At 72.4% G+C, this 24,187-nt stretch carries 2 protein-coding genes; both read right to left on the bottom strand.

Translation table 11 applies throughout. From position 1 onward, the window contains the following. Position 1: 1 nt before the first annotated feature. On the bottom strand, positions 2 to 17,566 hold the full coding sequence (locus ACH4DZ_RS42755; RefSeq protein ID WP_398294943.1) for an amino acid adenylation domain-containing protein: 17,565 nt from the start codon (positions 17,564 to 17,566) through the stop codon (positions 2 to 4). Further along, positions 17,566 to 24,141, bottom strand: coding sequence for an amino acid adenylation domain-containing protein (locus tag ACH4DZ_RS42750; RefSeq protein ID WP_398294941.1), 6,576 nt, complete (start codon positions 24,139 to 24,141; stop codon positions 17,566 to 17,568). Before ACH4DZ_RS42750 ends, ACH4DZ_RS42755 begins: the two co-directional genes overlap by 1 nt. Positions 24,142 to 24,187: the final 46 nt, after the last annotated feature.

The following is a 24,187-nucleotide window of genomic DNA, read 5'->3' as shown; positions in this document are numbered from 1 at the left end:
GTCAGTTCTCCGCAAGGTGGCGAGTGAGGATGCGGCAGATCTCGGCCGCGGGTCCTGGCTTGGCCAGGTCCATGTGCGTGGCTGCGATGTCGTACTGGTGCACGGTGCCGCCGATCAGCGGTTCCCAGTCGGCCGCGTAGGAGTCGTCCGGGTTGAGCGTCGCGTAGAAGAACAGCGCGTCGCCGTCGAACTCGGGTGAGTCGAACTCCGGCAGCTTCTCGGAATGGGCCTTGAATACGGCGCTGGCGTTGGTCACCAGTTCCTTCCGGCTGCTGTCCTCCCCCACCGAGGCGAGGAAGAACTCGTCGAAGAACGCCCGCACCTCGGCGATGTTCACCGGCTCGGTGACGCGCCGGAACCAGCTGCTGGGCGGGCTGTCCAGCAGTGCGAGCAACGGCACCTCGTGCTTCAGTGCCCGCAGCCGGGCGGCGATCGCCTGGGCGTAGGTACCGCCCGAGGAGTGCCCGACGAGATGGAAGGGTCCTTCCGGCTGCACCGCGAGGATCTGTTCCAGATAGTCGTCGATGACGGCCTCGGTGGACTCGACCTGGAGCGATCCGTCGAATCCGCGTGACTGGATCCCGTAGACCGGACGGTCGCCGAGCCGGTCCGCGAAGCCCAGGTAGGACCAGCACAGTCCCACCCCGGGGTGGATGAACCACACCGGCGACTCGCTGCCGCCCGCGTGCATCGGCAGCACCACCGCGAAGGGATCGGTGAAGGCGGGTGCCTCTGTGCCGGTCTGCTCCTCGATGTACTCGGCCAGCTGCAGCACGGTCGAGGAGCCGAACATCACCCGGATCGGGACCTTGATGTCGAGCAGCGCGTGGATGCGGCTGAGCAGCCGGGTGAGCCGCAGTGAGTGTCCGCCCAGATCGAAGAAGTTGTCGTCGATGCCCACCCGGTCCAGCTCCAGCACCTCGGCGAAGAGTTCCGCCAGGGTCCTCTCCAGCGAGGTCCGGGGTGCGCGGTAGGCGACGCTGTTGAAGTCCGGGTCGGGCAGCGCGTCCCGGTCCAGCTTGCCGTTGGGGGTCAGCGGCAACTGTTCCAGGGTGACGAAGGCCGCCGGGACCATGTACTCGGGCATGCGCTCCGAGACCTGCCGGCGCAGTTCCTCCACGGCCACCGCCCCGCCCGCCGGGACGATGTACCCGATCAGCTGCTTGTCCCCCTCCTCGTTCTCCCGGGCCACCACCACCGCCTGGTCCACCCCGCCGTGCGCGGTCAGCGCGGCCTCGATCTCGCCGAGTTCGATCCGGAAGCCGCGGATCTTCACCTGGTTGTCGGTGCGGCCGTAGAAGTCCAGTTCGCCGTCCGCGGTCCAGGCGACCAGGTCTCCGGTGCGGTACATCCGCTCACCCGGCTCACCGAACGGGCAGGCCACGAAGCGGCTCGCGGTCAGCCCCGTCCGGTGCTGGTAGCCGCGGGTCAGCCCGGCACCGGCGATGTACAGCTCGCCGGGCACGCCCGGGAGCACCGGCCGCAGCGCGGAATCCAGCACATAGATGCGGGTGTTCGGGATGGGCCGGCCGATCGGTACCCGGCCGTCCCCGGTCAGCTCGCTCACGGTCACACCCACGGTGGCTTCCGTCGGCCCGTAACCGTTGAACATCCGCCGCCCGGCCGACCAGGTTGCCGCCAGTTCCGGCGAGGTCGCCTCACCGGCCACCATCAGGGACTCCACGGAGGGCAGTGAGTCCGCAGGCAGCGCCGCCAGGACGGCCGGCGGCAGGATCGCGTGGGTCACCCGGTACTCGCCGACGGTCTCCACCAGCGGGTCGCCGGCGGTCAGCCTGTCCTTGCCGGCCATCACCAGGGTGGCCCCGGCGAGCAGCGACATGCACATCTCGCCCACCGAGACGTCGAAGCTCGGGGAGGCGAACTGGAGCACGCGGCTGCCGGAGGAGACCTTCATCCGGTCGACGATCACCGCCACCACGTTGGCGAAGCCGGTGTGGGTGACCGCCACCCCCTTGGGGCGTCCGGTGGAGCCCGAGGTGTAGATGACGTACGCCGCGTTGGCCACCGACAGCGGGCACGAACGGTCCGCGTCGGTCAGCGGGTCGGGGCTCGCCCCGGCCAGCTCCGCGACGAACTCCGGTTCGTTCAGGCGCAGTCGGGTGGCGGACAGCTCCGGGAGCCGGCCGTCGGTCTCCTCGTCCACCAGGATCAGGTCCGTCGCGGAGTCCTGGACCATGAAGGTGAGCCGCTCGGCCGGGTACGCCGGGTCGAGCGGCAGATAGGCGCCGCCCGCCTTCATCACCGCGAGCACCGCCACACACCAGTCGGGCGAGCGGCGCAGCGCCACGCCGACGACCGTCTCGGGTCCGACGCCGCGCCCGGCCAGCACCCGGGCCAGCCGGTTGGCGCGGGCGTCCAGTTCCCGGTAGCTCAGCGACTCGTTCTCGAACAGCACAGCGGCCACGTCCGGCGCGGCGGACACCTGCCGCTCGAACAGCTCCGGGACGGTCCGCGCGGGGCCGGCCGCCGCGGTGTCGTTGAACCGGTCGAGCAGTTGATGCCGCTCGGCCGGGGCGAGCACGTCCGCCGCGCCGACCGGCACGTCCGGATCGGCCACCAGCTGCCGAAGCAGCCGCAGCAGCCGGGTGGCGATCAGCTGCACCGTCTCCTCGCGGATGCCGTTCCGCTGGTACTGGAGGATCATCCGCAGGTCGGGTTCGGCGTCCGCCGCCAGACCGACCAGGTACGGGGCGCCGGTGGCCGGACGCATACCGGTGATGGACAGCCCGGCCGCCGCGTCGGCCTCGCCCATGCCGTCCCGGTCCACCGGGAAGGACTGGAAGAGCACGATGGTGTTGAACAGGTTCGTCAGCCCGGTCTCCCGCTGGATGCGGTACAGCCCGTAGTGGTGGTGGTCCAGCAGCGCCGTCTGCCGGTCCTGGAGGCCACGCAGCACCTCCGTGAACGTGTGGTGCTGCGCGTACTCCACACGGATGGGCAGGGAGTTGACGAACAGGCCGACCATGGAGTCGATGCCGGGCACCTCCGGCGGCCGGCCGGAGACGGTGGTACCGAGCAGCACGTCCTGCCGTCCGGTCAGCTGCCCGATCATCAGCGCCCAGATGCCCTGCACCAGCGTGCTCATGGACACCCCGAGCTCGGCGGCGCGCCGCTTCAGCGCTCGGGCCGCCTCCAGCGGCAGCGGGACGTCGACCGTCCCGGCCCGCTGGTCCTCGCTGGTGCCGCCCTCGAAGTCGGGTGTCAGCAGCGTGGGTTCGGTCACGCCGTCCAGTTCCTTCGCCCAGGCCCTGGCGTCCGCCTCGACGTCCCGCCGGGCGAGCCAGCGCAGGAAGTCCTTGTACTCGGGCGCCTTGGGCAGCAGTGTGCCGTCGCCCTCGGCCGCGTACAGCTGGAGCAGGTCGCGCACCAGCATCGGGAACGACCAGCCGTCGAACAGCACATGGTGGACGGTCAGCACCAGCTCGGACCTGACCGGGCTCAGCCGGACCAGGGTGACGCGCAGCATGGGCGGTTTCTGCGGGTCGAAGTGCACATGGTGGTCCTCGGCGAGCAGCCGCTCGTACGCCTCTTCGCGTTCCCGTTCGTCGAGGCCGCTGAGGTCGACCTCCCGCCAGGGCACCTCGGCCTCGTCGACCACCAGCTGCACCAGGTCGCCCTGGACATCGGTGATGAACGCGACGCGCAGGTTGGCGTGCCGCTCCAGCAGAGCCTGTGCCGCGGCCCGCATGCGGGCCGCGTCGATCCGGCCCTGGGCGTGGAAGGAGACCTGCACCAGATGCGGGTCGAACGCGCCTTCCTCCAGCCGCATCGATTCGAAGAGCACACCGAACTGGAGCGGGGCCAGCGGCCATGCGTCGGTCAGACCGGGGTACTGCCGTTCCCAGCGCTCGATCTCGCTCTGGGCCACGGACAGCAGCGGCAGATCGGAGGGGGTGAGCCCGCCGGCACCGGGGCTGGCGACGTGCCGGGTCAGCCCCTCCAGGGCGTCGCGCCACAGGTCCGCCAGTTCCTGGGCGTCGGCCCGGGACAGCAGTCCGGTGGGGAAGGCGACCCGGGCGCTCAGCCGCGGACCCCGCTCCGTGTCGGTGACGTAGGCGCTGATGTCCAGTGTCGCCATCGCCGGCATGTTCGCGTCGAGGTTCGCGGTCAGCCCGAGAGCGTCGGCAGCCGGTGTCCAGCCCAGGCCGCGCAGTTGCTCGGGCATGTCGTCGACCGAGACCCGGCCCAGGTAGTTGAACGAGATCTGCGGCGTCGGCTGCCAGTCCAGCTCGGCCGCGGTCGCCGGGTTGAGATGGCGCAGGAGACCGAAGCCGATGCCCTTGTCGGGGACGGCCAGCAGTTGCTCCTTGACGTTCTTGATCACCCGGCCGGCGGCCGGTCCGCCGGTCAGGGCGTCGTCGAGGTCGACCCCCGCCGTGTCCACCCTGACGGGGAACATGCTGGTGAACCAGCCCACGGTGCGCGACAGATCGGCGCCGGGCACGACCTGTTCCTCGCGGCCGTGTCCTTCGAGGCGGATCAGCGCCGAGGTCTCCTCGATGCCCCGGGCGGCGCGCCACTTGGCGGTGGCGATGGCCAGCGCGGACAGCAGTCCGTCGTTGACTCCGCCGTGGAACGCCGTGGGCACGGTGGTCAGCAGCGACTCGGTCAGCCGCTCCGGCAGCTCCACCGAGACGGACTCCACGGTGGACATCAGGTCCACGGCCGGGTTCAGCGCGCGTGAGCCGAGCAGCGGGTCGGGGCCCTCGACCGTGTCGAGCCAGTGCTGCAGTTCGGCGAGGCGGTCCTCCTCGTACGCCTCGTCCTGCATGGCGTGTGCCCAGCGGCGCACCGAGGTGCCGACCTCGGGCAGGCTGGGGGTCCTGCCCTCACGGACCTGCTCCCAGGCAGCGGCGAAGTCCGGCACCAGGATGCGCCAGGACACGCCGTCGACCACGAAGTGGTGGAGGACCACCAGCAGCCGGCCGGGAACGCCGGCCTGCTCGGGGGCGAACCACACGAACTGCGCCATCACTCCGCCGACCGGGTCCAACCGGCCGGTGGCTGCGTCGAGTTCGGCCTTGGCCGTCCGCAGCCAGTCCTCGTCCCAGGTGCCGTCGCAGGCCACGGTGCGGACCAGGTTCGCGACGTCGACAGTGGCGGCGGGGGCCACCACCAGGGCGCAGTCGCCCTCCGGGTCCAGCCGGGAGCGCAGTACGTCGTGGCGGTCCAGGACCGCGCCGAGGGTGGCCAGCAGCCCGTCCTCGTCGATACCGGCCGGCAGTTCCAGGGCCACCGACATGGCGAACCGGTTGTAGCCGCCGCCGAGTTCGAGCAGGTAGCGGCCTATCGGAGGCAGGGGCAGCTCGCCGACGCCGCCGCCGGCCAGTTCCGTGAGCACCGGGCCTGCGGCGAGTTCGCTGCCTGCCGCCTCGGCCAGTTCGGCGACGGTCCGCAGTTCGAAGATCTGCCGCGCGTTGACCTCGACGCCCTGTGCGCGGGCCCGGGAGACGATCTGGATGGAGCGGATGCTGTCGCCGCCGATGGCGAAGAAGTCGTCGTCGACGCCGACCCGGTCCACGCCGAGCACCTCGGCGTAGACGGCGGCCAGGACGTGCTCGGCCGCGGTACGGGGCGCGCGGTACGACTCGCCCCCGAAGTCGGGCTCGGGCAGCGCGGCGCGGTCCAGTTTGCCGTTGGGGGCGAGCGGCAGCCGGTCCAGCATGACGAAGACGGCCGGGACCATGAACTCCGGCAGCCGGCCGGACACGAACCGGCGCAGCTCGCGATCGGAGACACCGGCGGTCATCGGGGCCGCGAACACGCCCTGCTCGTCCACCGTGCCGCCGGAGTCGGTACTCACCGGGACGACGTAGCCGACCAGCTGCCCGCTGCCGCTCCGGTCGTGGCCGGGGTGGCTGATCACGACCGCCTGGGCGACGCCGGGATGGCTGGTGAGGGCGGCTTCGATCTCGCCGGGTTCGATACGCAGACCACGGATCTTGACCTGGGCGTCACCACGCCCGACGTACTCCAACTGCCCCTCGGACGTCCAGCGGGCCAGATCCCCCGTCCGGTACATCCGCGACCCGCCCGGACCGTACGGGTCGGCCACGAAACGATCCGCGGTCAGCCCCGCCCGCCCGTGATACCCACGCGCGATGTTCCCCGCGACATACAACTCACCCACCACACCCACCGGCACCGGCCCCAGACCGGAGCCGAGGACATAGGCGCGCATGTTGCCCAGCGGCGCCCCGATCGGCGCGCTCCCGCCACCCGCCCACGCCTCACCGGCGGGGACCGGGAACACCGTCGCGTAGAAACTCTCCGTCTGCCCGTAGGCGTTGACGACCCGGACACCGGGGATGGCCTCGCGGACCCGGGTCACCAGACCGGCCGGAAGCGCCTCACCCGCGAAGACCACGGTGTCGGCGCTGATCTTCCCTCCCACCTGGTCCAGGAGTTCGGAAAAGACGGACGGCACGGTGGACACGACCCCGCCCTGCCAGCCGCCGCGCTCGGCGATCACCAGCACGTCCCGGGCGATCTCGACGGTGCCGCCCGCGGCGAGGGTCGTGAAGACCTCGAACACGGACACGTCGAAGTTGACCGAGGTCGCGGCCAGCATCCGGGTGTGCGCGCCGATGTCCATCGCGGCGGCCAGGCGCAGCACGCCGTTGACCACACCGCCGTGGGTGACCGCGACGCCCTTCGGGGTGCCCGTCGAACCCGACGTGTACATCACGTACGCCACGTCGTCCGGCCGCAGGACGACCTGGACCGGCTCCCGCGGCTCACCCTGCTCGGTGAGGTCCAGGTCGTCGAGATGGACGCGGGAAATGTCACCGTCGGGCAGGACGTGCTCGGTGTCCCGGTCCGTCAACAACAGCACCGGGGCCGCGTCACCGACGATGAAGTCCAGCCGCGCGCTCGGATACCGCGGATCGATCGGCACGTACGCGCCACCCGCCTTCAGCACCCCCAGCAGCGCGACCGGCAGCAACTCCGTACGCGGCAGCGCGACACCCACCACCGCACCCGGACCCACCCCACGCCCGACCAGCACCTCGGCCAGTCGGTCGGACCGCGCGTCCAGGTCGAGGTAGCTCAGCGACTCCTCGCCGAAGACCACCGCCACCGCGTGCGGCGTCAGGGCCGCCTGCCGTTCCACCAGGCCGGGCACGGTCACCGCGGGAGTGGGCTGCGCGGTGTCGTTGAGGCCGTACAGCACCAGCTCCCGCTCGGCCGGCTCCAGCAGTTCCGCGAGGTCCACCGGCCGCGACGGCTCGACCACCAGTTCGCGGACCAGGCGCAGATAGCGGTCCACGACCGCCTGGGCGGTGTCGTGGTCGAAGAGGTCGGAGGCGTACTCCAGGAGACCCACCACGCCCCGGCCCGGGAGGTCGGCCATGTTGAAGAACAGATCGAACTTCGCGGTCTCGGTGCGGACCCGCTCGAACTCCACCCGCAGACCCGGCAGGGCGAAGTCCCTCCGCGCGAAGTTCTGCCAGGCGAACATCACCTGGAACAACGGCGAGTACGCCGTCGACCGCTCCGGGTTCAGCACCTCCACCAGGCGCTCGAACGGCACATCCTGGTTGTCGTACGCCGCCAGGGACTTGCCCCGTACCTGCGCCAGCACGTCCGTGAACGACGGATTGCCCGACAGGTCGGCCCGCAGCACCCAGGTGTTGACGAAGAACCCGACCAGATCGGCCAGCGCCTCGTCGGTCCGGTTCGCGATCGGTGAACCGATCGTCACGTCGTCCCCACCGCCGAGCGCGTGGAGCAGCACCGCCAGCGCCGACTCCAGCACCATCGACGCCGTCGCACCACGCTCCCGCGCCAGTACCTCCACCGCCGCGGTCGTCTCCGCGTCCAGCGCGAACTCCACCGCCGCGCCCCGGTGCGACGCCACCGGCGGCCGGGGCCGGTCCGACGGCAACCGCAACGGCTGCGGTACGTCGGCCAGTTCCTCACGCCAGTAGGCGACCTGGCCGGCCAGCACGCTGTCGGGGTCGGACTCCTCCCCCAGCAGTTCGGTCTGCCACAGGGTGTAGTCCACGTACTGCACCGGCAGTTCCGGCCACTCGGGGGCGGCGCCCTCCTTGCGCGCGGCGTAGGCGGTGGTCAGGTCCCGCGCGAGCGGGGCCATGGACGAGCCGTCGCTCGCGATGTGGTGGATCAGCAGCATCAGGACGTGTTCCTGGGCGCCGAGCCGCAGCAGGGTCGCCCGCAGCGGAATCTCGGTGGCGAGGTCGAACAGATGGCCCGCGGCCTCGGCCATGGCGTCGTCGAGACCACCGGGGGCCACCTCCACGACGGGGACCGTCAGGGGTGCTCGGGGCACCGGGAGGACCCGCTGGGACGGAATGCCCTGGTCGTCGACGGTGATGAGGGTCCGCAGGCTCTCGTGCCGTGCGACCACGTCACGCACAGCCAGCTCCAGCGCGGCCGGGTCCAGTTCACCGGAAAGCCGCAGCGGGAACGGCGCGTTGTAGGTCGCCGAGGGGCCCTCGAAGCGGTCGATGAACCACAGCCGCCGCTGCGCGTAGGACAGCGGGACGGTCTCCCCGCGGTGCTCGACGCGCCGCAGGGGCGGCCGTACCGGTGCGCCGGCCGACAGATGCGCGGTCAGTTCCACGACCGTGGGCGACTCGAAGACCACCCGGATGGGCAGTTCGGCGCCGAGCGCGGTGCGGATGCGGCTGACCAGGCGGGTGGCGAGCAGCGAGTGGCCGCCCAGCGCGAAGAAGTCGTCGTCGATGCCCACCCGGTCCAGGCCCAGCACCTCGGCGAACAGCCCGCACAGCAGCTCTTCCTGCGGGGTGCGCGGCGCCCGGCCGCCGGCGGCGTTGGTGTAGTCGGGCGCGGGCAGGGCCCGCCGGTCCAGCTTGCCGTTGACGGTCAGTGGCACCTCGGCGATGGCGATCACCGTCGAGGGCACCAGGTGGTCCGGCAGCCGGTCCTTGAGGTAGCCGCGCAGCGAGGTGACCAGGGTGCCGATCCGGCCGGCTGCGGCCGGATCGTTGGCCAGCGTCCGGTCGGTGCGGCCGGACGGCGCGAAGCCACCGGTGGTCACCCGGTCGGCGACGGGACCGCCGGGGAGGAGCACCGCGTCGAAGCACTCCGGGGCGTCCGCCGACCACGTCACCAGCGCGCCCCAGCCGTGCTCCGCGGCCCAGTCGCACAACTCCTGCGGATCCAGCGCGGGGCCGCCGCCGGCGGCGGGTTCGGGGATCAGCGAGACCGCCGCGGCGGCCTCGACCTCGGCGGCCAGCCGGGCGTTGGGGATACGGGTGACGCGCACCGGGCCGTCGCCGAGGGTGCGGCACACGTGTTCCAGACCGGTCAGGTCGTCCACCGGCCGGCCCCACCGCACGACGGGGGCGTCGCCCAGCCGCACCGCGTCGGCGGGCGCCTTGTGCAGTACGACCTCGTACCGGTGCCGGGTCAGTTCGTTGTGGAACCGGCCGGGCTTGAGGCGGATGTCGACGCCCGCGCCCTGCCGCTCGCCCCAGCGGGCGAACCACTCGGGGTCGAGGACGAGTTCCTTCTCCATCAGCATGGCGCGGGCGACCGCGGCGCGGGTCACCGACGCGGCGGCCTCCGGGTGGTGGGCGCGCTGCACGCCGGTCCGGAACAGCCGCAGCGAGCCGGCGTTGCGCACGTCACCGACGAGGATCCGGCCGCCGGGTGCCAGCAGTTCCAGTGCCCGCGTCAGCACCTGGTCCAGGTAGTCGGCGTCGGGGAAGTACTGCACCACCGAGTTGAGCACCACGATGTCGAAGTGCTCGCGCGGCAGGCCCGACATGTCGTCGGCGTGCCGGTGCCGCAGGTGCACCCGGTCGGCGAAACCGGCCTGGGCGACCTGCTCGCCGAGCCGCTCGATGACCGCCGACGACATGTCGGTTCCCCAGAACTCCTCGGTGCGGTCCAGGAGCTGGGACATCAGGAGGCCGGTGCCGACGCCGAGCTCCAGCACCCGGCGCGGGGACCAGCGGGTGATCTGCTCCACCGCCGCGTCCCGCCACAGCGCCATCTCGTGCAGCGCGATCGGCTGCCCGGAGTAGCTGGAGTTCCAGCCGGAGAAGTCCTCACCCCAACGCGCGTCGGAGACGGCGTACATGTCGTCGTAGATCTGTTCCCACTCGTCGACCTGCTCCTCGGCACCTGCCGTGTCGGAGCCGTCCGCGGCGGGCACCACATAGCCCACCAGGCGCCGGTCGCCCGTTCGGTCCTCGTCCCAGGTGACCACGGACTGGGCCACGCCGGGATGGGACATCAGGGCGGCCTCGACCTCCCCGGGCTCGATACGGAAGCCGCGGATCTTCATCTGGGTGTCGCCGCGGCCACGGAAGGCCAGGGTGTCGTCCTCGGTCCAGGCGACGATGTCGCCGGTGCGGTACATCCGTGTCCCGGGCTCGCCGAACGGGCAGGCCACGAAGCGGTCCGAGGTCTGCGCGGCACGGTTCACGTAGCCGCGGGCCAGGCCGGCGCCCGCGATGTACAGCTCGCCGGGCACGCCGGGCAGTGCCGGGCGCAGTGCGGCGTCCAGCACGTAGACCCGCATGTTGTCCATCGGCCGGCCGATCGGCACCGTCTCGCCGACGTCCTCGGCGGTCGGCATCGGGTGGCAGGTGGCGAACGTGGTGGTCTCGGTGGGTCCGTAGCCGTCCACGATGGTGACGCCGGGGCAGGCCCGCAGCACGCGCCGCGCCGCGGCCGGGGAGACGACGTCACCGCCGGTCCAGATCTCGTGCACACCGGCGAAGCACTCCGGGTCCTCGTCGGAGATCGACTTGAACAGACCGGCGGTCAGCCACAGCGCGGTGACCTGGTGCCGGACCAGCAGGGCGCCCAGCTCGGCCGGGCTGAGCCGGCCGGGCGGGGACACGACGACCCTGCCACCGCCCAGCAGCGGGGCCCACAGCTCGTACGTCGCGGCGTCGAAGGACTGTGGCGAGTGCAGCAGCACCCCCTCGTGGGCGGCGCCACGGTAGCGGCGGTCCAGGGCCAGGCCGGCCACGGCCCGGTGGGTGACCGCGACGCCCTTGGGGACGCCGGTGGAGCCGGAGGTGTACATCACGTAGGCGAGCCGGTCACCGGACCCCGGCCCGGCCGGCAGGTCGGAGTCGGCCTGCGCGCGGTCCACCGCCTCCCGTGTCGCGGGATCGTCGAGGACCAGCTGCGGGCAGTCGCCCGCCGGCAGCTTCGCTGCGGTCTCCCCGTCCGTCAGGAGGACCGTGGGCCGGGCGTCGGCGAGCATGAACTCGATGCGCCCGGACGGGTAGTCGGGGTCGATCGGAAGATAGGCCCCGCCGGCCTTGAGAACGGCCAGCAGGGCGACGATCAGCTCCGTGGAACGCGGCAGGGCCAGCCCGACGACCGACTCGGACCGCACCCCGCGGTCGGCCAGCACCCGCGCCAGCCGGCCGGCCCGGGAGTCCAGCTCGCGGTAGGTCAGTTCCTCGTCGCCGAAGACCACCGCCGTCGCGTCGGGCGTGGCGGCGGCCTGTTCGGCGAACAGTTCGTGCACGGTCCGCTCGGGGACCGGCGCACCGGTGTCGTTGAGGCCGTGCAGAAGCCGGTCCCGTTCGGCCGGCTCCAGGATGCTCAGTGCGCCGAGGGAGGTGTCGGGGTCGGTCACCAGCTGCCGCAGGACACCGGCGAACCGGGCGGCGATGCCTTCGGCCCGCGCGCGGTCGAACAGGTGGTGCTGGTACTGGAGACCGACCCGCAGGTGCGGTTCGGCGAAGGCCATCACGACCAGCGGGTAGTGCGCGCCGCTGAGCGGGCTGATGCCGGTCACCTCGATGCCGGCCGCGCGGTTGGCCTCCGTCAGACCCACGCTGTCGATCGGGTAGGACTCGAAGCCGACCAGGGTGTCGAACAGCACGTTCAGCCCGGTGGCCTTGTGGATCTCCAGCAACCCGTGGTGGTGATGGTCCAGCAGCGCGCTCTGCCGCTCCTGGAGGTCGGCGAGCATGCCGCGCAGGGTGCCGGCGGGGGCGCAGCGCACCCGCACGGGCAGGGTGTTGATGAACAGGCCGACCATCGAGTCCACGCCCGGCACGGCCGGCGGGCGGCCGGACACGGTGGCGCCGAAGACGACCTCCTCACGGCCGGTCAGCCCGGCGAGCAGGATGGCCCAGGTCCCCTGCACCAGCGTGTTCAGCGTCAGCCCCAGCTCGGCGGCGCGGCGCGACAGTTCACGGGCGGCGTCAGCGGTGAGCGGCACGTCGACCTGTCCGATGCCGGCCGGGTCGGCCCCGGACAGCGCGTCGGGGGCGAGCAGGGTGGGCTCCTCCACGCCTGACAGCTCGGCGGACCAGGCGCGGGCCGCCGCCGCACGGTCCTGTCCGTTCAGCCATTCCAGGAATTCGCGGAAGCCGTGCGCCCGGGGCAGTGCGGAGGCGTCGCCGCCGGATGCGTACAGCCGCAGCAGGTCCTTCATCAGCAGCGGCACCGACCAGCCGTCGAACAGGACGTGGTGCGCGGTGAAGACGAGTTCCCAGCGTTCCCGGGCGGTCTTCAGCAGGCTCATCCGCACCAGCGGCGCGGTGGCGAGGTCGAAGTGGTCGTTGTGGTCGTCGGCCAGGTACTGCTTGAGGGTCTCCTCACGCGTGTCCTCGCCGAGGGTGGTCAGGTCGGCCTCGTGCCAGGGCAGTTCGACCCGTTCCGGCACCAGCTGCACCCGGTCCCCGGCGGCGTCCTGGACGAACGCGGCCCGCAGGTTCGGGTAGCGGTCCAGCAGCGCCTGCCCGGCCGCCCGCATCCGGTCCGCGTCCACGTCACCGGAGAGGTGGAACACCAGCTGCATCTGGTAGGCGTCGAAGGTCGAGCCCGCGAGCTGCGCGTGGAACAGCAGCCCGGACTGCATGGTGGTCAGCGGCCACACGTCGGCCAGGTCCGGGAGGCGCCGCTCCCAGGTCTCCAGTTCGCCCTGGGTCACGGGCACCAGCGGCACGTCGGAGGGGGTGAGCCCGCCGGCGCCGGGGGCGGCGGCGTGTCGGGCGAGGGCTTCCAGTGCCTCGCACCACAGGTCGGCCAGCTCGCGCACGTCGTCCTCGTCGAGGATGCCCGAGGCGAAGCCGAGACGGGCGGCGAGCCGCGGCCCCTGCGGGGTGTCGGTCACCAGCGCGTTGACGTCGAGGACGGACAGCGCGGGCATGGCGGGGTCGGGTTCCGCGACCAGTTCCGCGGTGCCCTCGGCCTGTGTCCAGCCGAGGCCGCGCAAATTCTCCGGCATGTCCGAAGCCGCGTACCGGCCCAGGTAGTTGAAGCCGATCTGGCCGGTCGGGTAGCGGCGCAGGACGTCGGCGGTCTCGGGGTTGAGGTAGCGGAGCAGGCCGTAGCCGACGCCCCTGTCGGGGACGGCGAGGAGCTGTTCCTTGACGGCCTTGACGGCGGCTCCCGCGGCGGCGCCGCCGGCGAAGGCCTCGTCCAGGTCCGCCCCGGCGATGTCCAGGCGGACGGGGAACATGCTGGTGAACCAGCCCACGGTGCGGGAAAGATCGGCGCCGGGGGCGACCGTCTCCTCGCGGCCGTGTCCTTCGAGGCGGATCAGCGCCGAGGACTCCTCGGTGCCCCGGGCGCGCCGCCAGCGCGCCACCGCGAGGGCGAGGGCGGTGAGCAGCCCGTCGTTGACGCCGGTGCGGAACGTCGCGGGCACGGTGGTCAGCATCGCCTCCGTCACGGCTGCGGGCAGCCGGACCCAGACATGCCTCACGGTGGAGACGACGTCGGCCACCGGGTCGAGCCGCCGATCGCCGAGCAGCGGATCGGGGCCGTCCACGGTCGCGCGCCATGCGTCCAGCTCGGCGACCCGCTGCGGGTCGGCCGCCTCGTCGGTGAGGGCGTGGGCCCAGCGGCGTGCGGAGGTGGCGACCGGAGCCAGTACGGGCGTGGCGCCCTGTTCGACCTGCTTCCAGGCGTCGGCGAGGTCCGGGAGCAGGATGCGCCAGGACACGCCGTCCACCACGAAGTGGTGCAGCACGATCACGAGCCGGCCCGGGATGCCCGCCTGCTCGGGGTCGAACCAGATGAACTGCGCCATCACACCCGCGGCCGGGTCCAGGCGGGCGGTGGCGGCGTCCAGCTCGTCCTGGGCGGACCGCTGCCAGTCCTCTCCCCAGGTGCCGTCGCAGGCGACCTGGTGGATGAGGCCCGAAGCGTCGACAGTGCCGGCCGGGGTCACCTCCAGGGCGCCGCCGTTGCGGCGGTCGAGGCGGGAGCGCAACAGGTCGTGGCGGTCCAGGAGCGCGGTCAGTGTCGCGCACAGCGCCTGGCGGTCGATGCCGTCCGGCAGGTCGACCGTCATCGACATGGCGAACCGGTCGATGCCGCCGCCCAGTTCGAGCAGGTACTTGCCGACCGGCAGCAGGGGCATGCGGCCCACGCCGCCGCCGTCGAGCTCCGCGAGGACGGACTCGGCGCCCTGCCCGTCGCCGGAGCCCGCCGTGTGCGCCAGCTCGGCGACAGTACGGCACTCGAATATCTGGCGGGGGGTGACCTCGATGCCCTGGGCGCGGGCCCGGGAGACGACCTGGATGGAGCGGATGCTGTCGCCGCCGATGGCGAAGAAGTCGTCGTCGACGCCGACCCGGTCGGCGCCGAGCACCTCGGCGTAGACGGCGGCCAGGATCTCTTCCGCGGCCGTGCGCGGGGCCCGGTAGGCCTGGCCGGTGAACTCGGGTGCGGGCAGGGCGCCGCGGTCGAGCTTGCCGTTGGGGGCAAGCGGCAGCCGGTCCAGTACGACGAAGGCGGCCGGGACCATGAACTCCGGCAGCCGGCCCGCGACGAAGCGGCGGAGCTCGCGGACGGACAGTCCGGTGGTCAGGTCCACGTCCAGCTCGCTCAGGCTCTCCACGGTGCCGAAGCCGCTGGCGTCCGCGTCCACCGGGACGACGTAGCCGACCAGTTGCCTGCTGCCGTCGGGACCGTCGTGGATGGTGACGGCGGCGTGGGTGATGCCGGGATGGCTGGTGAGGGCGGCTTCGATCTCGCCGGGTTCGATACGCAGGCCACGGATCTTGACCTGGGCGTCACCACGCCCGACGTACTCCAACTGCCCCTCGGACGTCCAGCGGGCCAGATCCCCCGTCCGGTACATCCGCGACCCGCCCGGACCGTACGGGTCGGCCACGAAACGGTCCGCGGTCAGCCCCGCCCGCCCGTGATAGCCACGCGCGATGTTCCCCGCGACATACAACTCACCCACCACACCCACCGGCACCGGCCCCAGACCGGAGCCGAGGACATAGGCGCGCATGTTGCCCAGCGGCGCCCCGATCGGCGCACCGGCGGCACCGGCCCACTCCTGGTCGGAGGGGATCGGGAAGGTGGTGGCGTAGAAGCTCTCGGTCTGCCCGTAGGCGTTGACGACGCGGACGCCGGGGATGGCCTCGCGGACCCGGGTCACCAGACCTGCGGGCAGCGCCTCACCGGCGAAGACGACGGTGTCGGCGGTGATCTTCCCCGCCACCTGGTCGAGGAGTTCGGAGAACACGGACGGGACGGTGGAGATGACCCCGCCCTGCCAGTCCCCGCGCTCGGCGATCACCAGCACATCGCGGGCGATCTCGACGGTGCCGCCCGCGGCGAGGGTGGTGAAGACCTCGAACACGGACACGTCGAAGTTGACCGAGGTCGCGGCCAGCATCCGGGTGTGCGCGCCGATGTCCATGGTGGTGGCCAGGCGCAGCACGCCGTTGACCACACCGCCGTGGGTGACCGCGACGCCCTTCGGGGTGCCCGTCGAACCCGACGTGTACATCACATACGCCACGTCGTCCGGGTGCAGGGTGACCTGGACCGGCTCACGCGGCTCGGTGAGGTCGAGGTCGTCGAGGTGGAGCCGGGGGATGTCACCGGCGGGCAGGACGTGTTCGGTGTCCCTGTCGGTCAGCAGTAGCACCGGAGCGGCATCGCCGACGATGAAGTCCAGCCGCTGACTGGGATACCGCGGATCGATCGGCAGATAGGCGCCGCCGGCCTTGAGGACGGCCAGCAGCGCGACCGGCAGCATCGCGGTGCGCGGCAGTGCGAGACCGACGAGCGCGCCCGGACGCACCCCCTGCCCCGCCAGTACCGACGCGAGTACGTCGGACCGCTCCCCCAGCTCCCGGTACGTCAGCGTCGTCCCGCCGCACTCCACCGCGACCGCGTCCGGAGACGCCTCGACCCGGCGCGCCACCAACTCCGGTACGGACACGCGCGGTGTCGGCTCGTCGGTGTCGTTGAAGCGGCGCAGCACCAGTTCCCGCTGCGCGTCGTCCAGGGCCTGGACAGCGGCCACCGGGGCGGCGGGGTCCTCGACCAGCGCGCGGATCACCCGCACATACCCGTCCGCGATCCGCTGCGCGGTCGCCGCGTCGAACAGATCGGTCGCGTACTCCAGGTAGCACAGCAGACCCGGCTTCGCCGGATCCGAGAAGTAGTTGAACTCCAGGTCGAACTTCGCCGTCGGCGTCGAAAGCACCTCGAACCGCGCCGCCAGCCCCGGCATGTCCACATCGATCCAGGCATCGTTCTCCCAGGTGAACATCACCTGGAACAACGGGTGGTACGCCGTCGACCGCTCCGGGTTCAGCATCTCCACCAGACGCTCGAACGGCGCGTCCTGGTTGTCGTACGCCGCCAGCGCCTTCTCCTGCACGCGCCCCAGAACGTCCACGAACGACGGTCGCCCCGACAGATCCGCGCGCAGCACCCACGTGTTGACGAAGAACCCCACCAGGTCGACCAGTTCATCGTCCGTACGCCCGGCGATGGTCGACCCGATCGGTATGTCCTCGCCCGCCCCGAACTGCTGCAACGCCACCGCCAACGCGGCCTGCATCACCATCGGGACCGTCACGTCCCGGTCGCGCGCCAACGACTCCACGCGCCCCAGCAGACCCCCGTCCACCGCGAACTCCACCATGCTGCCCCGATGCGACGCCACCGGCGGCCGCGGCCGGTCCGACGGCAGCCGCACCGGCTGCGGGACACCGGCCAACTCGTCGCGCCAGTGGGCCACCTGACCCGACAGCACGCTCTCCGGGTCGGACTCGTCCCCCAGCACCTCGCGCTGCCACATCGTGTAGTCCACGTACTGCACGGGGAGATCGGTCCATCCCGGAGCCGCACCCCGCACGCGCGCCGAGTACGCCACACCCAGGTCGCGTGCCAGCGGCCCCATCGACTCGCCGTCAGCAGCTATGTGGTGAACCAGCAGCAGCAGTACGTGCTCGTCCGCGCCCACTCGCAACAGCCGCGCACGCACCGGGATCTCCGCCGAGAGATCGAAGAGATGCGATGCGGCGATCTCCGCAAGAGTGTCGTCGAGCGCGTCCGGGGCGACCTCGGTCACCGGCAGGTCGACCGTCGCCCCGGCGACCGGCACGACCTGCTGGAAGGCCACGCCCTGGGAGTCCTCGACGATCAGGGTGCGCAGGCTCTCGTGCCGCGTCACCACGTCACGTACGGCCGTTTCGAGTGCCACCACGTCGAGCGCACCGGAGAGCCGCAGGGCGAACGGCACGTTGTAGGTCGCCGAGGGACCCTCGAAGCGGTCGATGAACCAAAGACGACGCTGCGCGAAGGACAACGGGATCATTACTGTCCACTCCTGTTCATCTTGCGCAGACGGGGCCGGCTCGACCTCGTCGCGTTCTTTACGGTGCGCGACAGTTCGGCGATGGTGCGGAACTGGAAGATGTCTCTGATCGGCACGTTCACGCCGAGTGTTTTCCTGATGCGGCTGGTGAGTCGTGTGGCGGTGATCGAGTTGCCGCCGAGTTCGAAGAAGTCGTCGCCGATGCCGACCCGCTCCAGCTCCAGGACCTCTGCCATCAGGGAGCAGAGCGCCTCTTCCTCCGGTGTCCTGGGGGGCCGGTACTCACGGCCGCCGGATTCCGGGGCGGGCAGCGCCGCCCGGTCCAGGCGGCCGTCGGGTCTGCGCGGCACGCGGTCCAGCTCCACCAGGGCGGCGGGCACAAGAGGGTGCGGCAGCCGTCCGGCGAGCAGGCCGGCGAGTTCGTCGGTGCTCACGGCCTCGTCCGGCGCGCCTACGTCTTCGGGCACCACGTAGGCCACCAGCTGCGGGGTTCCGTGGGCGCGCCGGTCCTCGCCGGACACCACCACCGCCTCCGCCACGCCGGGCTGTGCCGCCAACAGGTCCTGGATCGCGCCCGGTGCGACGCGTACGCCGTGGACCGTGGCCTGGGAGTCGTCCCGGCCGAGGTGTTCGAGCCGCCCGTCGGCGTTCCGCCGGGCCAGATCGCCGGTGCGGTACATCCGGGAGCCGGGGGGACCGTAGGGGTCGGCGACGAACCGTTCAGCGGTCGGACCGGTCCGGCTCCGGTAGCCGCGCGCCACCGTGGGACCGGCGACGTACACCTCCCCGGCCGCGCCCGGCGGTACCGGGGTGAGTCCCGAGCTCAGCACGTAGAGGCGGGCGCGGGCCAGCGGTGTGCCGAAGGCGGCGGCCGACCGGCCGGGCCAGGTGTCCTCGCCGGATGCGGCGTGGGCGGCGACGTAGCCGGTCTCGCTCAGGCCGTACGCGCTGACCAGCCGGGCGCCGGGGACCGTCTCACGGACGCGCTGCGCCAGTGCGGCCGTCGGCGCTTCACCGGTGAACACCACCGTGTCGACGGCGATGTCGCCGGTCGTGCGGTCCAGCAGCGCGGCGAACGCCGAGGGGACGGTGCTGATGATGTCGCCGCTCCAGCCCTTCTCCTCGCTCGGCGTGCCGGGGGCCGCGGCGAGTTCGACGGTGCCGCCGGCGCACAGCATCGCGAAGACCTCGAACACGGTGGCCTCGAAGGCGGCGGGGGCGCCGGCCAGCAGGCGGGCCCCGGCCGGGGCGTCGAGGCGCGCGGCCAGTCCGGCCACCCCGGCGCCGAGGTTGCCGTGGGTGAGCTCCACACCACGGGTGTCGCCGGGATGTCCGGAGGTGACTGTCACCAACGCCAGGTGGTCCGGGTGCAGCGGCGCGACGCGGTCCGCGTCGCCCGGGTCGGCCGGGTCGCCCTCGTCGTCGTCCGGTCCGACGGGGGTGATCTCGTCGAGGCCCAGGTGCGGCGGCCCGGCGCCGGGCGGGACGTCTTCGGAGGCGGTCGCGGTCGCGGTGAGGAGCAGGTCCGGGGCGGCGTCGGCGACGAGGTGGCGCCGGTACTCCCCCGGGTCGTCCGGGTTCACCGCGAGGTAGCCGCCGCCGGCCTTCAGCACGGCCAGCAGCGCGGTCACCATGGCGGCCGAGCGGGGCAGGGCCGCCGCCACCACGGTGTCCGGTCCGATGCCGCGCCCGATCAGCGTGCGCGCCAGCCGGTTCGCCCGGGAGTTCAGCTCGCGGTAGGTCAGGGACTCCTCGCCGGACACCACGGCCGTGGTGTCCGGCGTGGCAGCGGCGCGGCGCTCGAAGAGCGTGACGACGTTCCCGGCCCCGGTGTCCTGGGCGGCCCCGTCGGCGGCGGTCGGCTCGCCGAGCAGTTGCCCGCGTTCGGCGGACGTCAGTACGTCGACGGTGCCCACCTTGCGCTCGGGGTCGGCGACGAGCTGGCTCAGGATCCGTCCGTAGCGGCCGGCGATCGTGGTCGCCGCCGCCCGGTCGAGTGCCTGCTGCTGGTACTGCACGGTCAGCCGCAGCCGGTCGGAGTCCAGGAAGACGAGCACCGTCACCGGGTAGTGGCTCGCGGTGAAGGAGCGGATGCCGGTGATCGATATCCCGGCCGCCCTGTTGGCCTCGACGATTCCGGCACGGTCCATCGGAAACGACTCGAAGCCGATGATGGTGTCGAACAGCCGGTCGAGGCCGACGGCCTGGTGGATGTCACTGAGTCCGTAGTGATGGTGGTCGAGCAGAGCGGCCTGCCGGTCCTGGAGGCCGGTCAGCAGCTCGGCGAAGGTGCTGGCGGGAGCGCACCTCACCCGTACCGGGACGGTGTTGAGGAAGGTGCCGACGACCGAGTCGACGCCCGGCACCGCGGGCGGCCGACCGGCGACGGTGGAGGCGAACAGCACGTCCTGGCGGCCGGTGAGCCGGCCGAGCAGGAGGCCCCAGGCCGCCTGCACCGCGGTGTTGAGGGTGACACCCAGTTCGGCGGCCCGGCGCACCAGGCTCCGGGCGTCGTCCGCCGAGAGCGGTACGTCGACCTTGCCGGTGCCGGCGCCCGCGGCTGCCTCCGCGCCCGGGACCAGCAGGGTGGGCTCGTCGATCCCTGCCAGTTCGGCGGTCCACACCCGGGCCGACTCCGCCGGGTCCCGCTGGGCGCGCCAGGCCAGGAAGTCCCGGTAACTGCGCGCCGGCGGCAGCACCGAGGGGTCGCCGTCGGAGCCGTACAGCCGAAGCAGGTCCTGTACCAGCAGGGGCACCGACCAGCCGTCGAACAGCACATGGTGGGCGGTCAGGACGAGTTCGGCCCGCTCGGTGCCGGTGCTGACCAAGGTCATCCGCAGCAGCGGCGGGGCGGCGGGATCGAAGTGGGCCCTGAGGTCGTCCGCCAGCACCCGTTCGAAGGCTTCGGTGCGCGCGTCCTCGTCCAGCCGCGTCAGGTCGACGGTCTCCCACGGCAGTTCGACACTCTCCAGGACCAGCTGCACGAGGTCACCGCCGGCGTCCGTCCGGTAGGCGGTGCGCAGGCTCGGATGACGGCTCAGCAGCGTCTGTCCGGCCGCCCGCAGCCGGTCGGCGTCGACCCGCCCGGACAGATGCAGCGCGTACTGGACCTGGTAGGCGTCGAACTCGGAGTCGTTGAGCATGGAATGGAACAGCAGCCCCGCCTGGAGGGGTGTCAGCGGCCAGGCGTCGGTCAGCCCCGGGTACTGCTGACGCCAGGCGTCGAGGTCGCTCTGCCGGGCGCGGACCAACGGCACGTCCGAGGGGGTCAGGCCCCCGGCGCCGGGGGTGGCGATGTGACGGGCGAGGCCCTTGAGCGCGGCGCACCACAGCTGTGCCAGCTCCGCCACCTCGGCCGGGTCGAGCACGCCCTCCGGGGCGGTGAACCGGGCGGCCAGCCGGGGCCCTTCGGGGGTGTCGGTGACCGTGGCGTTGATGTCGAGCTCGGCGGGCGCGGGCATCCGCGGGTCCTGGGCGGCATCGAGGTCGGCGAGTTCGGCCACGTCGGTGACCTGGGTGAAGCCGAGCCCGCGGAACTCCTCTGGCATGTCGGCGGCGGAGAAGCGGCCCAGATAGTTGAAGCCGATCTGGCCGACGGGGTGGGCGCGCAGGGCTTCGGCGGTGTCCGGGTTGAGGAAGCGCAGCAGACCGTAGCCGATGCCCTTGTCGGGGACGGCCCGGACCTGCTCCTTGACTCTCTTGATGACGGTCCCGGCGGCCGGTCCGCCGGCGAAGGCGTCGGCCAGGTCCACGCCCGCCAGGTCCAGACGTACCGGGAAGACGCTGGTGAACCAGCCCACGGTGCGGGTCAGATCGGCGCCGGGCGCGACGCCCTCCTCGCGGCCGTGGCCCTCCATCCGGATCAGCGCGGACGGTTCGTCGATGCCGCGGCCCAGGCGCCAGCGGGCGAGTGCCAGGGCGAGTGCGGCGAGCAGGCCGTCGTTGACCCCGCCGTGGTAGGCGGCCGGCACCGCGCTGAGCAGTGCCTCGGTGACCGGCACGGGCAGCTCGACGCGGGTCTCCCGGACGGTGGAGATCACATCGACGGCGGGATCGAGACGCCGGGTGCCGAGCACCGGGTCGGGACCGGCGACGATCGACTGCCAGAGTTCCAGCTCCGCCGTGCGGTGCGGCCGGGCGGCCTCCTCCGCCAGGGCGTGCGTCCAGCGCCTGACCGAGGTCGCGACCGGTCGCAGTTCCGGGGTGGCGCCGTCGCGGACGGCCTGCCAGGCCGCGGCGAGGTCGGGCATCAGGATCCGCCAGGACACACCGTCGACCACCAGGTGGTGCAGCACGACGAGCAGTCGGCCCGGTCCCTGCGCGGCGTCGAACCAGACGAACTGCGCGACCGTACCGGCGGCGGGGGCCAGCCGTTCCGCGGCGGCGTCCAGTTCGCCGAGGAGCGTTTCGCGCCAGGGTTCCTGCTCCCACCGCCCGTCACAGGCCACCCTGCGGAGCAGCCCGTCCGGGTCGACCGTACCGGGCGGGGCCACCAGCAGGCCGGTGCCGCCGGTCCCGGTACCGCCGCTCTCCTCGCCCGGCCGCGGTGCCAGGCGGCAGCGCAGCAGGTCGTGGCGGTCCAGTACGGCGCCGAGGGTGGCAGTCAGCCGGGACCGGTCCATGCCGGCCGGGAGTTCCAAGACCATGGCCTGCAGGAACCGGTCGAACCCGGGCCCCCAGTCGCGGATCCAGCTCGCCACCGGCAGCAGCGGCATCCAGCCGGTGCCGTCACCGTCCGGCTCGGCGGGCACCGGGCCGGCGTCGGACGGCCCGCGTGCCTCGGAGATCTCGGCCAGCGCTGCGGCGGTGCGGTACTCGAAGACGTCCCGCGTGCCGACGTCCACACCCTGGGCGCGGCCCCGGGAGACCACCTGGATCGACTGGATGCTGTCGCCGCCCAGCGCGAAGAAGTCGTCGTCGACACCGACCCGCTCCACACCGAGGACCTCGGCGAACAGGCCGGCGAGGATCTGCTCCCGCGCCGTGCTCGGCGCGCGATATACGCCGCCCTTGAACTCCGGGGCCGGCAACGCGGCCTTGTCCAGCTTGCCGTTGGGGTTGAGCGGCAGCGCGTCGAGCACCACGAAGGCCGCCGGAACCATGACGTCCGGCAGTCGTTGCGCGACGAAACCGCGCAGCTCACCGGCGGTGAAGCCGGAGTCGAACGAGACGGCGCCGTACGCGGTGCCGCCGGTCGCCGCGTGTTCGCCGGAGCGGGCCGGGACCACATAGCCCACCAGCTGCCTGGTGCCGGCCGTCCGCCCGTCGACGCTGATCACCGCGGCCTGGGCGACGCCGGGATGGGCGGCCAGGACCGCCTCGACCTCGCGCGGTTCGACGCGGATGCCGCGGATCTTCACCTGGCTGTCGGCGCGGCCGTGGAACACCAGGTCGCCGCCCGAAGTGCGCTCCACCAGGTCGCCGGTGCGGTACATCCGCTCGCCGGCCCCGCCGAACGGGCAGGCCACGAAGCGCACGGCGGACAGGTCCGGCCGGCCGAGATAGCCGCGGGCCAACGAGGCGCCCGACACGTACAGTTCGCCGACCACACCGGTGTCGACGGGCCGCAGGTCGTCGTCCAGCACATGGACGCGGCTGCCGGTGACGGACCCGCCGATCGACGGCATCGTGCCGTCACCGGGCAGTGGCTCGCTCATGGTGGCGCAGACGGTCGTCTCGGTCGGGCCGTAGGCGTTGATCATGCGACGGCCCGGTGCCCAGGTCTCGGCGAGTTCCGGCGAAGTGGCGTCGCCGGCGACGATCAGGGTCCGTACGGTGCGCAGCGAGCCGGCGGGGAGTGCGGCGAGCACCGGCGGGGGCAGGGTCACGTGCGTGACACGGTGGCGTTCGATCGTGTCGGCCACCGGGCTGCCCGGGGCCAGTTCCTCGCTGTCCGCGACCACCAGGGTGGCACCGGACAGCAGGCCCATGCACATCTCCCAGACCGAGGCGTCGAAGCTCGGCGAGGCGAACTGGAGCACCCGGCTGCCGGCGGTCGCCTTCAACCGGTCCTGGTGCACCGCGAGCAGGCTCGCCAGCCCGTTGTGGGTGACCACCACACCCTTGGGGCGTCCGGTGGAGCCGGAGGTGTAGATGACGTACGCGGCACGGGCCGCCCCGGGCAGGGCCGGCGCGGTGGCGTCGGCCGGCGGGTGCGTCTCGTCGATCAGGTCGGCGACGCGGAGCACGGGGGCGGGCAGTTCCGGCAGCCGTTCGGCGGTGTCCGCGTCGACGAGGATCAGACCGGCCCCGGAGTCCTCGACCATGAACGTCAGCCGCTCGGCGGGGTGCGCCAGGTCCAGCGGCAGATAGGCGCCGCCCGCCTTGAGCACCGCCAGGACCGTCACCCACAGCTCGGGGGACCGCCGCAGCGACACGCCCACCACCGCCTCCGGGCCCACGCCCCGGGCGGTCAGTGCCCGGGCCAGCCGGCCCGACCGCTCGTCCAGCTCGCGGTACGTCAGCGACTGTTCACCGGACACCAGGGCGGGCGCGTCCGGCGCCGCCGCGACGCAGCGCCCGAACAGTTCGGGAATCGTCGCGACCGGTACCACCGGGCTCCGGGGGTTACCCACTTGCCCACCCTTCTCAACAGAGCACAAAGCGACCATCCCCCAGGGG

The organism is Streptomyces sp. NPDC017991 (genome assembly GCF_044328075.1).
Classification (GTDB): domain Bacteria; phylum Actinomycetota; class Actinomycetes; order Streptomycetales; family Streptomycetaceae; genus Streptomyces.
This window is presented reverse-complemented; position numbering and strand designations above follow the sequence as displayed.